General features: G+C 70.0%; 8 protein-coding genes. 2 read left to right on the top strand and 6 right to left on the bottom strand.

Annotation, left to right across the window (positions count from 1 at the left end):
- Nucleotides 1-271: 271 nt before the first annotated feature.
- Nucleotides 272-1,174, top strand: a complete 903-nt coding sequence (locus tag FNH08_RS27600) for an SAM-dependent methyltransferase (RefSeq protein ID WP_152774243.1) — start codon at nt 272-274, stop codon at nt 1,172-1,174.
- Between the two features lie 35 nt (nt 1,175-1,209).
- Here the strand turns inward: FNH08_RS27600 and FNH08_RS27595 are convergent, their stop codons facing one another.
- The 6 genes from FNH08_RS27595 to argS form a co-directional block, all read right to left on the bottom strand.
- The gene (locus tag FNH08_RS27595; RefSeq protein WP_152774242.1) at nt 1,210-2,142 is read right to left on the bottom strand and encodes a phosphotransferase family protein; all 933 of its coding nucleotides are present in this window, start codon (nt 2,140-2,142) and stop codon (nt 1,210-1,212) included.
- A 119-nt stretch (nt 2,143-2,261) separates the two neighbouring features.
- Nucleotides 2,262-3,158, bottom strand: coding sequence for a DUF4253 domain-containing protein (locus tag FNH08_RS27590; protein WP_152774241.1), 897 nt, complete (start codon nt 3,156-3,158; stop codon nt 2,262-2,264).
- 778 nt (nt 3,159-3,936) lie between these two features.
- Nucleotides 3,937-4,974, bottom strand: coding sequence for a hypothetical protein (locus FNH08_RS27580; RefSeq protein WP_322725527.1), 1,038 nt, complete (start codon nt 4,972-4,974; stop codon nt 3,937-3,939).
- Nucleotides 4,971-6,254 carry a CHAT domain-containing protein gene (locus FNH08_RS27575; RefSeq protein WP_152774240.1) on the bottom strand — a complete coding sequence of 428 codons (1,284 nt, stop codon included), beginning with the start codon at nt 6,252-6,254 and terminating at the stop codon, nt 4,971-4,973. Before FNH08_RS27575 ends, FNH08_RS27580 begins: the two co-directional genes overlap by 4 nt.
- 5 nt (nt 6,255-6,259) lie before the next feature.
- Nucleotides 6,260-11,842, bottom strand: a complete 5,583-nt coding sequence (gene fxsT, locus FNH08_RS27570; protein WP_152774239.1) for an FxSxx-COOH system tetratricopeptide repeat protein — start codon at nt 11,840-11,842, stop codon at nt 6,260-6,262.
- Nucleotides 11,843-11,980: 138 nt separating this feature from the next.
- The gene (gene argS / locus FNH08_RS27565; protein ID WP_152774238.1) at nt 11,981-13,768 is read right to left on the bottom strand and encodes an arginine--tRNA ligase; all 1,788 of its coding nucleotides are present in this window, start codon (nt 13,766-13,768) and stop codon (nt 11,981-11,983) included.
- A gap of 75 nt (nt 13,769-13,843) precedes the next feature.
- Between argS and FNH08_RS50950 the strand changes: the two genes are divergently transcribed.
- The gene (locus FNH08_RS50950) at nt 13,844-13,993 is read left to right on the top strand and encodes a hypothetical protein (protein ID WP_194238633.1); all 150 of its coding nucleotides are present in this window, start codon (nt 13,844-13,846) and stop codon (nt 13,991-13,993) included.
- The last annotated feature ends 31 nt before the right edge of the window (nt 13,994-14,024 follow it).

Raw genomic sequence — 14,024 nt, 5'->3', positions numbered from 1 at the left:
GGCAGGCATGGCTGTGGGGGCCTTTCATACGAGCGGGAGGGTCGTGAGCAGCCTTGCCGGTGATCGGCCTCGGTGGCCATGGTTGCCGCGCGATGTGGGACGCCGGGACGCCCGAAAAAGCTGTGACCTGGGGAAACGGGTGGGACCTGGGATGCGATACGGGACGCCGGAACCCCGGGAAACGGCCGGGAGGGGTTCTCGGCACTTTCAAGTCGCCCTAGGAGTTAGGTTGTTGCCCCTCAAATGATGCGACTCTCCAGGGAGAGGCTTTATGGCCGGTGACGCGCTCAGCCAGGACCCCGCCGAGCTGCGGAAGAGGATCGACACCACCAAGGCGCACCCGGCACGGGTCTACGACGTCTTCCTCGGCGGCAAGGACAACTACCCGCCCGACCGGGAGGCCGCGGCCGCCGCGCTCACCGCCAATCCGCGCGGCTACCTCGACGTCCGGCACAACCGTGACTTCCTGCGCCGCGCCGTGACCAGGCTGGCGAAGGAGGAGGGAATCGGGCAGTTCCTGGACATCGGCACCGGACTGCCGACCGCGGAGAACGTGCACCAGATCGCCCAGCGCATCAACCCCGCCTCACGGGTCGTCTACGTCGACAACGACCCCATCATCCTCACCCACGCCCGCGCCCTGCTCAACAGCGGCCCCGAAGGCGCCACCGACTACATAGACGCCGACTTCAAGGACCCCGCACGCATCCTGGACGAGGCCGCGAAGACCCTGGACCTCGACCGGCCCGTCGCACTCGTCCTCGTCGCGCTGCTGCACTTCGTCGAGGACGAGGAGGCGTACGGGGTCGTACGTGAACTCATGGACGCCCTGCCGTCCGGGAGCCGACTGGTGCTCAGCCACCTCACCGAGGACCTCAACCCGCCGAACATCCGCGCCGTCCAGGAGACGTACACCAAGCGCGGCTTCACCTTCGTGCTGCGGTCCAAGGCCGACGTCGAGCGCTTCTTCACCGACAACAGCCTGGAACTGGACGCGCCCGGCGTGGTCCCCGCCCACCACTGGCACTTCGAGGACGGCGCGCCCCTGCCCGAGGCCGCGGAGCCGGCGTACCTCGCGGGCCTCGACCCCATCGAGAAGATTCGCTACGCCGACATCAACGACGTCACCGACGCGGACATCAACGTGTACGCGGCGACGGGCCGCAAGGCCTAGACAGCCCCTGGACGTCCCTGGACAGTCCCTGGCTCTCAGCTGTCCGTTCCGAACCACGCCTCCGCGAGGTCGTCGAGGCGTGGCCGGGGCGGGGCGGGCAGCTCGCGCAGGTTCCAGGGCAGGTCGCTGTAGACGTGCAGCAGCGCGTGCGCGAGCAGCACGCGCGGGTCGTGCGGGGCGCAGCCGTACGCCTCGTAGAAGCGCCTGAGCTGCCGGGCGTCGGCGCACGCCAGGAACAGCGCGGCGCCCGCGAGGTCGTACACGGGATCGCCGATCATGGCCGGTTCGAAGTCGAAGAGGCCGGTGACGCGCCAGCCGTCGTGCCGATCGACGGTCAGGTGCTCGCGCATGAACTCGGTGTGCAGCAACACCCGCCGCTGGGGCGGGGAGAGCGGGACCGAGCGCAGGAAGTCCGGGATCTGCTCCAGCCAGTTCTCGGTGAGGCCGTTGACGCGGTGGTGCTGGATGACCTTGGCGTGCCGCACCGCCAGGAACCGGGTCCAGTCCGACGGCCCCACCACGTCGGCCAGCGGCTTCGGGTCCAGATCGTGCAGCGCGGCCAGGGTCTCGGCCGCCTCGGTGACGATCCGGTCCTGGTCGGCCGCCGGAATCCGGTGCCATTCCATGGCCAGGCTCTCACCGGGCAGCCGCGACATCAGCGCGTACCGCCAGCCGTTCTTGTACAGGTCGGCCGCGTGCAATCGAGGTGTGGGAACGGGAAGTTGACCCCAAAGGTGGGACAACACCCGTGCCTCCCTGACGGCTTCGGCGGCCTCGAAACCGGGATACAGCTTCAGGACGAGCGAGTCACCGACGGAGTACACCGGCAGCGAACCGTCCTCGAACCGCACCAACCGGGCCCCTTCGAGCCCCAGTTGTCCGCAGAGGTCCTGCGCCGCGGGACGCAGCAACGCCTCGTCCCGCACGACCAGGTTCAACTCGTCGACCGTGTCCACGCTGGGCAGCATGCGGGAAGCCTAGGGCGTGCCGAGGCCCGCCCGTACCGCGAATTCCACAGGTGTACGGGGCCCTTACCTCTTTAGGGTGAGAGGGGGCGGAACTCCTGCGGAACCCCTGGCCAGGCCCCTCAGTCCCACCAGAACGACCACACCCGCTGCTCGAGCACCTCGTGCGCCGCGTACGCGCGCAGCGTCTCGTGGTGCCCCTGCGTGATGTTGTCCGGGCAGAACGCGAAGTGCTCGGCGGCGAGGGCCTCGGCCTCGGCCTGCGTGGTGGGCGGGGCTGCCACGGACAGCAGGAGCCGGTCGAAGGTGAGGGCGACGACGCGTATGCCGAAGCGGTCCTCCCAGGAGCGGAGCACCGCACACAGGCGGGCCGTGTCGCCCTCGTGGTTCATCGGGCCGCTCCAGCCGACGGCCGCCGGGATGTCGGCGGAACGGCGGGCCGGGACGAGGGCGAGACGCGGCTCCTTGAACCAGGAGCCGTCACCGACGAGGGAGTCGGCGACCTCGGCCGCACGGGTGTCGGGCGCCGCCGTGAGCGGGAGAGCGGGGGAGAGACCGGGCCACTCCGGCCCGTACGGCGCGACCGTCTCGTCGTACGTCGCGGGCTCGCCGAAGACCTCGACGACCCGCCGCATGCCGGGGGAGTCCTCGTCCTCACCGAGCTCGTCCTCACCGAGCTCGTCCGCCGCGTAGTCCTCCCAGAACTCCGCCAGCACCTCCTCGGCGTCGTGGTCCCCCGGATACGACACCTCGCCCGGCATCAACTCCCACTCCGCCAGGCCGCCCTGAGCGCCCCCGACGTCCACCAGCACCGGAAGAAGCCCCGCCCGCCCCGCCGACGAGCCCAGCGCCGCCCAACTGCCGGGCGACGCCTGCCGCTCGGCGTGCCACAGCAACGGCTCGTGCCACGGACCCTCGTCGGTGGCATCGATCAGTCTCCCGGGCGGGAGCTCAAGCCCGAGCGAACGCCCGCTCGGATCGGCCGCCAGCGTGGGCAGCGGGTTGGGAAGAGTCGCCATGTCGGTGACTGTAGGGCCCGGCACTGACAATGAGCTCACCGCGGCCTGATCCACCAGATCCACAGGGCTGTCGAACCAGCCCACACGGCTGGTGAAGCACTCGCGCTTGCCGTCCGCCGTGGGCCGGAAGCAGGCCCGGACGACGGTTCCGGGGGTGGGCGGCGGCCATCGGTGTGCATAGGTGGGCCTTCGCGTCGACGCCGACGCAGTTCATGTGCATCGGGTCCCGGCCCTCGCAGGCGGCTCCCGGCAGTGCGGGCCGCCGACGGGCGAGGACGAGGAGGGGGCGCGAAGGACGACTGCGGTGCGGCGTCCTGGCGTGGCAGTTGGAAGAGGGTCACCGCCACACCCCCGACGGCCACGGCACCCACCGACGCGAGCAGGGCCACGAATACCGTGCCACTGCCGTCCCCGGGGCGGGGTGGCCTTTCGCGAGGGTGGGGCCGAGGGCGGAGGCGGCTGCTGTGCCGACGTGTCCGTGCGGGTGACTGCCGTCGCGCGCCCGCTCCACTCGGACTCCGAGATCTCTCACAGGGGCAGACAGCGCCCCTCCGGTGCGTCGGCGAGACGGCACAACTCCTGCACCGCCTCGCGGGGCGGCAGAATTCTGCCGTTGAGACTGCGGTCCCAGGACGACTTGCTGAAAGCGGTCTTCGCCGCGAGAAGGTCGCGGGGAACAAGGCGGACCTGACCCAGTACCCGGTGCCGTCCGCCACAACACCCGCACGCACATACCGCAGCCCGTCCTCCCGCGGGGGAGAGGACGGGCCGCGCGTCGTCATCGGGAGTGATGCGCCAGGCTCAGCAACAGGTGTGCGGACTCGGGACGCTGGAAGTCGGAATGGGCTCCGGCCGGAGACAGGCGGGCGCGGCGGCCACCGCGGTACAGCCAGCCGGCGTCCACGTTGACGATGCGGTGGTCCAGGGTGTGTCGGGGATAGGCGGTGTCGGCGGTCAACAGCTGTGTGGGGAACGGCGGTACGGAAGCGGCCGCGGCGCCGGAGTGGCCGATGCCGGGAGTTCTCTCGGCCCGTAGATGCCAGAAGCCGGTGGCTCTGTCCCAGCGGGAGTGGGTGAGGACGAGAGGCCCGCGCAAGGGAGCGCCCAAGCGGTCAGAGCTGGGGAACAGCGTGGGGAAGAGTCGATCGAAGGCGTCCCGTGGGGCGGCCATCTGGAAGATCAGCGCGCTGTCGACGGTGAACGGCTGCCGCGGGTCGTCCGGTGTGCTCCAGCCGAGCACAGGAGGGCGCTCGGCGGCCCGCTGCACGGCTTCGCACAGGAACCGGCCGCCGAAGGAGTGGCCCACGAGGTGGAGATACTGCCCGCCGCGGCCGGCGAGGACCGCCGGAGCGGTGGGGTCGATGCGTTCGGAGTCCAGGTAACCCAGCAGATGGCCGAGGACGTACGGAGCGTGACCGGCTCCCTCGGCGCTCATCGCGTGGGCCCTGTCCCGGATTCTGCGGTAGCCGCGGAGCGTCGGCAGGCTGGAGGAGGGCCAGCGCACCACCACGCACCAGGGGCGGTAACCCTTCTCCAGGCCCGGATATCGACTGGGGTTCGCCTCACGCAGCTCCAGTGCCTGCTGCAGCAGGCGCATGGCAGTCCGGGTCGCCGTCCGGGGCGAGGTCTGCCAGCCGTGGACGTACACGTGGATGTCGGTCGCCCACTCGGGGATGGACAGCCGTCGGCTCAGGTGCTCGGCGACGCGGTCGACGGGCACGGCCGCACCACTGCCCGGGACGGTCAGCCGGCCGTTCTCGTCCAGGTCGATCTCGGCCGGTTCGGCCAGTGCGGCCCGCGGCGCGTCGGCGGTCACGAGGCGAGGTCCAGTCGGCTGTTGATACCGCAGTGCAGCGAATACGTGAGTGCGAGCGGATTGCTGAACTCCGACGCGAAGCGCCGCACGAGCAACTGGCTTATCTCGCCAGCGGTGTGAAGGCCCGTCAAGTAGAGCTGGAGAAAGGCGTACGCGTACTCTGTCGCGAAGACCTGGGGGATCTCGATCTGTGGGGCGAGGATGCCGTCGGCACCCATGTTGATCAGCTCCTGCCCCAGATGCTTCAGGTCGCCGGGCGCGGCGGCCTGCGCCGTGTGGCAGGCGTTCAGCAGGACGAAGGGCTTGAAGCGGGTCTGCCGCGTACGCGGGATGCGCCGTCGCTTCCGGGTCACGGCCGGCCCGTCGATGTGCTCGCCGTCGGAGAGCCGGATGGCCAGGAACGGATTCGATGTGCCGTTGTCCACGAAGTGGCCATGGCACCAGAAGTACATCACGTCCTCGTGCAGGACTGGGTTCGCCAGAGCTTTCAGAAGGTCACTGCCGTGCGTGCGGACGATCAGCCGGGAACGCTGTTCCAGGAGGGTGCGCACTTCCCGCGCCCGGCCCACGTCGTCGAGGGTCGTGTCCGTGTTGAGGCTGGTGGTGGGGTGTTCGCGTTGGCCGAGGGGCGCCTGGTCCCAGGGGTACGCGGAGTTCTGCTCGACCTGGTGGCGGTGCCCGAGGAACGCCTCCCAGGGGCTGTCGCACGCCGAGGGGTCCATGGCCAGCATGGGCCACGGCAGATGGAGGTCCGAGTCGAAGGTGATCCGCAACGGGTCCTTGCCGGCGAGGGCACCCAGGAGGAACTCGCGGAAGCGGCCCAGGTCGTGGCTGTTGCCGTCGAGCATCACGTCAAGCAGGTCCCAGCCCTCATGGGCCAGCTTCGTCGTCAACGCCTCGGTCAGCGGAGCCAGTTCGCTCAGATCGGCAGCCTCCGCCAGAGGATGGCCGCCCACGCGCTGTCCGTACTCCGCGGTGGTGCTCCGATGGCGCACCACCAGATCGCGCCACAGCCGTCGCAGACGGCCAGCCCTCGCCCACAGCTCGTTGGCCGGTACGTCCAGAGTCGCCCGGTGCCACTGCCTGTCTTCCGGGGCCGCCGGGTCCGGGACGCTCGCGACGATCTGCAACGCGTTCTCGCTGGCCCGAAACAGCATCACCCGCAGCTCTGCGGGAGCCTCGTCGTCCGCCGTCCGCCTTGTGCTGCCGCGCTGTGGGGGTACCCCCGTGTAGCCGTGAGAAGGGTCCTGGAGTACCTCCACGACGAGATCCTGCGGCATCCGGGTCAGTCCTCCCTCGAACTCTGCGGAGTGCCCTCGTTCCGGGTGCGGGTGCCCGGTACCTGGACGACGGCCTTCAGCTCCTGCAACATGAACCCCGACGCGCGGTCGTACATGGTGAAGCGGACGTCGTGTGCGCCCGGTTCCCGCGCGGTGAAGGCGAAGCGAGCGGGGGAACCGCCGGACTCGTACTCCGTCATGGCCGGTTCGACCGTCGCCGCCGTACGGCAGCCCGCGACCACCATCAGTCGCGGCCGGACGGTGGCCGGCACGTCCTCTTCCCGCTCCAGCCGGACCTCGATCGGCGCAGGCCGGCCGACGGCCGGTTCGTCCGTCAGCAGGGTCAGACGGGGCCGCCATGCGGGCCGGGCCGTGCGCAGGCGCCAGCGAAGATCCTGCGTGTCCGGGTGGTGCGGCCCGAAGACGCGCTCCCACCGCGTGAGCAGCTCGTCGTGGTCGGGGGCCGAGGCGGGGTCGTCGGCCTCCAGGCAGACGAAAGCCAACTCGGCGAGGCCTTCCAGCGTGTCGGGGTGATCCGGTCCGAACAGCCGTGCGCGGCCGGCGTGCACGGCCTTCAACAGGGTCACCGCCGCGGCGGAGTCGCCCGCGTCCGACAACGCGCGGGCGAGTTCGACGGCGAGCGTCGGCAGGAAGCCGCCGAAGCGGTCGGCGCACCGCTCGACGATCACACCGAGCCGCAGGCGTTCGTCATCATGGCCGGCGGACTCCACTGCCTCCCCGGGGCTCTCGGCTCCGCCCGGGTCGGGGGCACCCTCGTTGCCGGGGCCGTCGCCCGCTCCCGTCGGCCCGTTCCCTGCGGGCTCCTCGTCCATGGCAGCAGCGAGCAAATGGACGCGGGTGACGTCTTCGGCCGTCTCGGGAAACCCCGGATGCCGTACGAGCCGGGCCTGGGCGCTCAGCAGGTTCTCGATGGTCTCCCGCGCCCGCTCCGGCTCGTCCACCTGCAACAACGTGTGTGCCAGCACCGAGAGCGGATCCAGGGTACGGCGGTGGCCCGCACCGAACAGCCGTGTGGCGTCGTCGACCAACTCCCGCGCCAGCCGCACCCCTTCTTCTGCCCGGCCCGTGTCGGCCATCAGCCACGCCAGGTCGCCGCGGACCCAGAACGTCGTCGGGTGACCCTCGATGAGTACCTCTTCGCACTGCCTGAGGAGCTCTTCGAAGACTACGGCCGCGCGCTGCGGGTCGCCCGCCTCCCAGCAGGCGAACGCCAGGCTGATGCGGCACTCCGTGGTCCTGGTGTGCTCCGGGCCCCGCACCCGCTCGCTGTCGCCGGACAGTTCCCCGAGCGCCCGTACGCTTCGCACTCGTTCGCCCGCCTGACGGAGCGACCAGGCGAGATTCAGGCGGGCTGTCAGGACCGAGGGGTGTTCGGGGCCTAGGACCCGGGCGCGGTCCGTCACCAGCGACTCGCGGAGCTTCAGCGCGCGTGTGACGTGTCCAGCTTGGTAGTGCGCGGAGGCGACTCTGGCTCGTGCGTCGAGGGTCTTGGGGTGGTCCGGTCCAAGAACGCGTGTGTAGTCGTCCACCAGGGGCACCGCGGTGTCGAGGGACCTGGCGGCAGTGGACGGGCCCAGACAGACCCAGGCTATGTCGTCCCGCACGTCGAGGGTGTCGGAGTGGTCGGCTCCCAGACAGCGTTCGTGGTCGCGGACCAGTGGCGCCAAGTCCCCTAACGCTCCTGCCCGGTCGTCGGCGTACTCCCGCCACAGGGCCAGATTCCTGCGGTCTCGCAGGGTGTCGGGATGGTCGGCGCCCTGGATCCGGGCGCGGTCAGACACCAGCTCCTCACCGAGGGCGATGGCCTGCTCGTAATCGAGCCCCTCGACGAGGGCATAACCCATCAGGTACCTGGTCGAGAGGACCTGGACGTGATCCTGCCCCTGCAGCCGGACCCGCTCCTCCAAGAGCGCTTCCAGCCCGGCGATCGCTCGCCGGAACCGGCCGGACAGCAGCCACGCGTAGGCGAGCCACTCCCGGGCGTTGAGCGTGGCGGTGTGGTCCTGTCCACGCACCCGCGCGAGGTCGTCCACCAGCCGTTCGGCCAGATCGACGGAACGGGTGTGGTCACCTGACGCACAGAGCCCCGCGACCAGATCTCGGCGGAGGTCGAGCACGGCGGGATGGTCGGCCCCATCCATCCGGGTTCGCTCGTCGAGCACGGACTCGAGCGTGCTCAGGGACAGGTGGTGGCGGCCTGCCGTCCGTTGCACCAGGGCGAGGTCGCGCCGGGATCGCAGAGTGCGCGGATGGCCGACGCCCCACACCCGTGTCCAGGCTGCGACGGCTTCCTCGTAGAGAGTGATGGCACGGTCGTGCTCCTGGGCCCCCGAGCATGCGTCCGCGAGGTTCTCCAGGATTAGCAATGTGCCGGGTGCCTCGTCGCCCGTCAGCCGGCGGTGGTCGTCGAGCAGTTCGGTGAACTCCGCGACCGCGCCTTCGTGGTCGTCGGCGCCCAGCCGTGCCAGCGCCAGGCCGTTCCGGGCGTGCAGTGTGTCCGAGGCCTCCGGGCCCAGCACCCGGGTCCGGTCCTCGACCAACTGCTCGTACGCCGTGATCGCGTGGTTGTACCGCCCCGCCGACCGGAAGACCCACGCCCGCCAGCTCTTCGTGTCGAGCGTGTCCGGATGGTCAGGGCCCTGGATGCGGGTGCGGTCGGCGATCAGCGCGTCGAACACGTCGCCCGCTAGGTCGTACTCACCGGCGGAGCGGTGGGCCGCGCCCAGCCTCAGCCTGATGAGCAGTGTCCCCGGATGCTCCGGGCCGTGGACCCGCTCGTAGTCGTCGACAAGCATGCGGCACAGCCGCAGTGCCTCCCCGTGGCGCTCCTCCTCGGCGAACACGTCGGCCAGGCTTCGCCGGACGGCGAGGATGCGCGGGTGGTCGGGACGCAGGAACCTCTCCGTGTCCGAGAGAAGGCCTCGCAGTCCGGAGACCGCGCCCGCGTGGTCGCCCGCCGCCTGGCGGGCACGGGCAAGGGAACCCCGTGTGTCGAGCACATCGGGATGTTCGGGACCGAGAACCCGGGTCCGGTCCCGCAGCACACCCTCGTAGAGCTGGATCGCGAGCGTGACGTCGCTGGCTGCCCAGTGGCCGTAGGCCAGATTGGACCGAGCGGTGAGGGTGGCCGGGTGATCGCGCCCCTGTACCCGCGCGCGGTCCGCGACGAGAGCTTCACGCTCCCGGATCGAGCGTTTGTGGTCCCCTGCCAGTTGCCGGGTGTAGGCGAGCGCTCCCCGGGCACGCAGGGTGTCGGGGTGATGCTCCTCCCTGACCCGTGCGAAGTCGGTGATCACTTCCTCGTAGGCCGCGATGGCCCGGCGGTAGTCCTCCCGATCGCGATGGATCTGAGCGATGTCGTCGTGGAAGTCGACGGTGGCGGGATGGTCCGGCCCCTGGATACGTGCACTGTCCGCAGCCAGCGACTCGAACTCCTTCAGCGCCGCGTCCGGGCCCTCTGCCTCGGCTACCGCGTACGCGAGGTCCTTACGACCGCGCAGTGTGTCCGGATGGTCCGCGCCCTGCACCCGTGTCCGGTCGGCCACCAGCTCGCGGTACAGGGCGACTGCGGCGCGTGGATCACCGGCGGCGCCGTGGGCGGAAGCCAGCCAGCCGCGGCTGGTCAGGGTGTCGGGGTGGTCCGCACCGCGCAACCGCCGCCTGTCCTCCACCGCTTGCGCGTACAACCGCAGCGCCGTGCGGTGATCACCAGCCGAACGGTACGCGTACGCGAGGCTGGTGCGGCTGGTGAGCGTGTCCTCGTGGCCTGCCCCCAGGATCTGCTCGCGGTCGGCAAGAACCGCCTCGAACTCCTTGACGGCCGCCTCATGTCGGCCCGCCATCTGCAGCGCGTACGCCAGGCTGTGGCGGCTGGTGAGGGTGTTCTGATGGTCCTCCCCCTGGACACGACGGCGGTCCGCGACCACAGCCGCCAGCTCGTCCACGGCCCCTATGACCTCGCCCGCCTTGCGGTACGCGTACGCCAGCCGGTCCCGGCTGGCCAGGGTCACCTCCGCGACCGGGCCGGAGATCTGGCGGCGGTCCAGACAGACGTCGCGGCACAGACCGACCGCCGTGGCCGGGTTACCGGCCTTCGCGTGCAGTTCCGCGAGGCGGTCACGGTCGTCGAGCGTGGTGTCGTCGTCGATGCCCAGCAGGTGGATGTTTCCGTCCACGGCCGCCGCCATCAGAGGGATCGCGAGCACATGCTGCTCACGGGCCTCGAGTTCATCGGCGCCCCGGCGGTACATTCCCACCGCCTCGGCGCTCGGCTCGCCGACAGGTCCGGTCGAGGCGAGCGCCTGGATGTGAAGGAGCAGCCTCCGCACCCGCTCGGTCCCGGCGCCCGAGACCTCTGTGGCCAGGGCACGCTCGGCGCGCTCACGGGCGTCGGGGACCTCGACCGGGCCGGCTTTCCGCAGACTCCGCTGAAGGAGCCGGTGCAGGGTGATGCCGTCCGGGCCGAGCGTGACGAGGTGGTAGTCCGCCAACGCGTTGACAGACGCCTCGATCTCAGCAGCAGACCCGTCCAGATGCCTCAGTACCTCACGCGGCAGCGCTTCGGGGGCGTACCAGGCCAGTGTGTGCAGAAGGGACACGACCAGCGGGTGGCCGGACCGGATCGACTCCACACTGGTCCGCCAGATCTGGGCGATGGTCCGGCCCGAGCGTCCCGTGCCGTCATTGAGCACCGCGTCGGGCACACGGGCCAGCTTCTCCCGGTATGCGGCGAAGCCGATGCGGGTCTCTCTCAGGTAGGCCCCCGCCTGCGTGAGCGCCAGCGGCAGACACCCCAGGTCGGCGGCGAGCAGGGCTGCTTGCGGGCGATGGGCCGTGGACGACCCGCTGCCCCGCGATGCCGTGGTGCACAGCAGGTCGGTCGCCGTCTCGTGGTCGAGCACATCAAGACTGACCAGGCGGGCACCCTCGGGCCATCCGGTACGGGAACGGCTGGTGACGAGTTGATGCCCACGGCCGAGGAGCCGCCCCAGGAACGGAGTCAGGTGCTGCGGCCGTTCGACGTTGTCATAGATCAGCAGCCAACCGGGATGGGCATCCAGCCACGTCAGGGCCCATTCGGTGCGTTCCTTGGCATTGGCCCGGCCCGCCCAGGACGGGTGCAGACGCGTGGCGAGATCGGCGAATCCGGAGGCGATCTGCTCTTCGCTCTCGGCTGTGATCCACCAGACGAGCGTGTACTGAGAGCGCGTCTCATGTGCGTAGTGACGCGCCAGCGCGGTTTTCCCGATGCCGCCCAGACCGCTCACCGCGGTCGCGGTCGTCTGGGTGACGACTCCGCCTCCGGACGCCAGTAGTTCGCGTAATCGCCCCAGAGCGTCCAAGCGGCCCACGAACGGCTGGGTCGAGAGAGCGGGCAGGTTGTCCAGGCCGACGGGCGGGGCGATGCGGGTGGCGGCCGCCCTCGCCTCTGTCGACAGCACCGTGGTGTGCTCTTCGGTGTGCGGGTCGCCGCCCGGACGGGACCCCTTGACCCCGCGCCCAGGCACGGTCAGGTCGCTCTGCGCCACGGCGGAACTGCCGGCCCGCGGCTCCCCGGTGATGATCATGACTCCCCCGTGCTGATCACCTGCACCGAACTGGGCGTGTACTGAAGGAATATCCAACTGTACGAGGGTACGGGGGAGTTGTCACCGCCGGGCGCACGAGGGAACCCGGCGGTGGGGCGTGATGGCGGGCGAGGCTGGTCAGAGCCGCTCGGGCGTCCTGATGCCCAGCAGCGCCATGCCCTGGTGCAGGGTGCGGGCCGTCAGGTCGACCAGGAACAGGCGGTTCTCGACGACCTCCGGTGCGTTGTCCGCGCTCAGCACCTGGCACTGGTCGTAGAACGACGTCAGCACCGTGGCCAGCTTGAACAGGTACGCGGCCAGCTTGTGCGGCTCGTACTCCGTCGCCACCTCGGCGATCGTCTCGCCGAACTGGTCCAGGTGCAGACCCAGCGCACGCTCCGCCGGAGCCAGTTCGAGCTCCGGGTGCGCGGCCGGCCTGGCCTCGCCCGCCTTGCGCAGGATCGACTGGATACGGGCGTACGCGTACTGCAGGTACACCGACGTGTCGCCGTTCAGCGACACCATCTGGTCCAGGTCGAACTTGTAGTCCCGGACCGCCGACGTGGACAGGTCCGCGTACTTCACCGCGCCGATACCGACGTACTGGCCGTTCTCGACGATCTCCTGGTCGGACAGGCCGACCTTCTCGGCCTTCTCCCGTACGACGGTCGTGGCCCGCTCGACGGCCTCGTCGAGGAGGTCCTGGAGCTTGACCGTCTCGCCCTCACGCGTCTTGAACGGCTTGCCGTCCTTGCCGAGGACCGTGCCGAAGGCCAGCTGGAATGCCTTGACGTCGTCGTTCAGCCAGCCCGCCCGGCGGGCCGTCTCGAAGACCATCCTGAAGTGGAGGGACTGGCGGGCGTCCACGACGTACAGCAGCGAGGTCGCCTTCAGGTTGAAGACCCTGTCCCTGATCGCGGACAGGTCCGTCGCCGCGTAGCCGTAGCCGCCGTCCGACTTCCGCACGATCAGCGGGACCGGATTGCCGTCCGGGCCCTTGATGTCGTCGAAGAACACGCACAGGGCGCCCTCCGAACGGACCGCGACGCCGGACTCCTCCAGCAGGCGGCACGTCTCGTCCAGCATGTCGTTGTAACCCGACTCGCCGACGATGTCCGGGTCCCGGACCTCCATGTCCAGCTTCTCGAAGACCGAGAAGAAGTAGATCTTCGACTCGTCGACGAACTTCTGCCAGGTGGCGAGGGTGTGCGGGTCGCCTGCCTGGAGGTCGACCACCCTGCGGCGCGCCCGCGTCTTGAAGTCCTCGTCCGCGTCGAACAGCTTGCGGGCCGCCTTGTAGAGGCGGTCGAGGTTCGACATCGCCTGCTCGCCGGACTGCTGGAGGTCCTCGCCCTCCTCGCTCTGCTTGTGGTCCAGCTCGTGCGGGTGCTCGTCCAGGTACTGGATGAGCATGCCGAACTGGGTGCCCCAGTCGCCGATGTGGTGGCGCCGGACCACGTTCTCGCCGGTGAACTCCAGGATCTGGACGAGTGCGTCACCGATCACGGCGGAGCGGAGGTGGCCGACGTGCATCTCCTTCGCCACGTTCGGTTGGGCGTAGTCGATGACCGTGGTGCCCGGGTGCGTGGCGTACGGGACGCCGAGGCGGCCGTCCGTGTCCGCGTACCGCTCCGCGAGGTTCTGGGTGATCGCCCTGTCCGTGATCGTGATGTTCAGGAAGCCGGGGCCGGAGACCTCGATGTCCTTGATCACGTCGCCGGACTCGACCGCGGCGACGACCTGCGTGGCGAGTTCGCGGGGGTTGGCCTTCGCCTTCTTCGCGAGGGCGAGGATGCCGTTGGCCTGGAAGTCCGCCCTGTCGCTGCGTCGCAGCAGCGGGTCCGCGTCGGCCTCCGGCAGGGCTGCCGTGAGGGCGGTCGCGAGGCGCTGGTGGACGGAGGCGGTGAGGGACGTGACCGGGGCCATAGGAGTGGGTGCCGTTCTCCTCGGGGTACGGGTGGATGTGGCCAGTATCCCATGGGGGGTTTGTACTGCTGTCCCTTGACCGAGCGCGAGCGTGAACGTGAAGCGGTGAATGCCAGTGAGTGCCGTGCCGTCGACGATGCGTACGGGCAGCTTCGTGACTCGGTGAATGGAGGTTCGTATGTCGAATACGTGACCTTCGAGGCGGGGGCTCGTTGGGTGCGGTGACGGGAGCTTCGATGCCGGGTGGGGTGAGGGG

It is taken from the genome of Streptomyces spongiae (genome assembly GCF_009377185.1).
GTDB lineage: Bacteria > Actinomycetota > Actinomycetes > Streptomycetales > Streptomycetaceae > Streptomyces > Streptomyces spongiae.
Note: the sequence above shows the minus strand (reverse complement) of the source record. Positions and strands in the feature narration are given on the sequence as shown.